This window comes from Ochrobactrum sp. AN78 (assembly GCF_029909885.1).
In the GTDB taxonomy this organism is placed as follows: domain Bacteria; phylum Pseudomonadota; class Alphaproteobacteria; order Rhizobiales; family Rhizobiaceae; genus Brucella; species Brucella quorumnocens.
This window is the reverse complement of sequence record NZ_JASAMU010000028.1, coordinates 5001-6273: the sequence shown is the minus strand read 5'-3', so window position 1 is coordinate 6273 and position 1273 is coordinate 5001. Positions and strand designations below refer to the sequence as shown.

Below are 1273 nucleotides of genomic sequence, written 5' to 3'. Positions count from 1 at the left end.
GCTTTAAACGCAAAAAGCCCCGTCGGAGACGGGGCTATTTCTGATTTGGTTGCGGGGGCAGGATTTGAACCTGCGGCCTTCAGGTTATGAGCCTGACGAGCTACCGGGCTGCTCCACCCCGCGCCAGGGTGTTTATTTTGAACCGGTTGGGTATTTTTTGCGCATCGCGCTTACTAATCTGTTTTGTATTGGTTTGAGAAGATGATTTGATTTGTGTGCTTAGCAGACCTGGCAGCGACCTACTCTCCCGTGTCTTAAGACAAAGTACCATTGGCGCTGGAGCGTTTCACGGCCGAGTTCGGAATGGGATCGGGTGCAGCCGCTCCGCCATAACCACCAGGTCGGCGAAGAACACAAATATGAGAAGCTGGTTGTCTTTCGTGCACTGATAACATCAACGTTGCTCTGCAACGCTGATCAACAATAAGCATGCGACTGCATGCCGGCCGGAGGCCGCGCCCGCGTGAGCGTCTGGCGAAGCCAGACTGGCGTGAGCGCTATTAATTCATCGAACTTCGTTCGATGGATATTGTAAATGAGAGTGATCAAGTCGATCGAGCTATTAGTACCGGTAAGCTACATGCGTTGCCGCACTTCCACACCCGGCCTATCAACGTGGTAGTCTTCCACGGCTCTGATAGGGAATACTCGTTTTTAGGTGGGTTTCCCGCTTAGATGCCTTCAGCGGTTATCCCGTCCGTATATAGCTACCCTGCTATGCCGTTGGCACGACAACAGGTCCACCAGAGATACGTCCATCCCGGTCCTCTCGTACTAGGGACAGATCCTATCAATATTCCTACACCCACGGCAGATAGGGACCGAACTGTCTCACGACGTTCTGAACCCAACTCACGTACCGCTTTAAATGGCGAACAGCCATACCCTTGGGACCTGCTCCAGCCCCAGGATGCGATGAGTCGACATCGAGGTGCCAAACAACCCCGTCGATATGGACTCTTGGGGGTCATCAGCCTGTTATCCCCGGCGTACCTTTTATCCGTTGAGCGATGGCCCTTCCACGCGGGACCACCGGATCACTATGACCGACTTTCGTCTCTGCTCGACTTGTCAGTCTTGCAGTCAGGCAGGCTTATGCCATTGCACTCGACGAACGATTTCCGACCGTTCTGAGCCTACCATCGCGCGCCTCCGTTACTCTTTAGGAGGCGACCGCCCCAGTCAAACTACCCACCATACACGGTCCTGGACCCGGATAACGGGCCGCAGTTAGACATCCATATAGATAAGGGTGGTATTTCAAGGATGACTC

Annotated in this window: 1 tRNA gene and 2 rRNA genes (1 of these 3 running past the window's edge); all 3 read right to left on the bottom strand. The window is 53.8% G+C overall.

From position 1 onward, the window contains the following. Positions 1–46: 46 nt before the first annotated feature. Positions 47–123: transfer RNA gene (locus QBD00_RS23480), tRNA-Met, on the bottom strand. 103 nt (positions 124–226) lie between these two features. After that, positions 227–341: ribosomal RNA gene (gene rrf / locus QBD00_RS23475) — 5S ribosomal RNA — on the bottom strand. 200 nt (positions 342–541) lie between these two features. Continuing rightward, positions 542–1273, bottom strand: a 23S ribosomal RNA gene (locus tag QBD00_RS23470); it runs 2080 nt beyond the window's last position.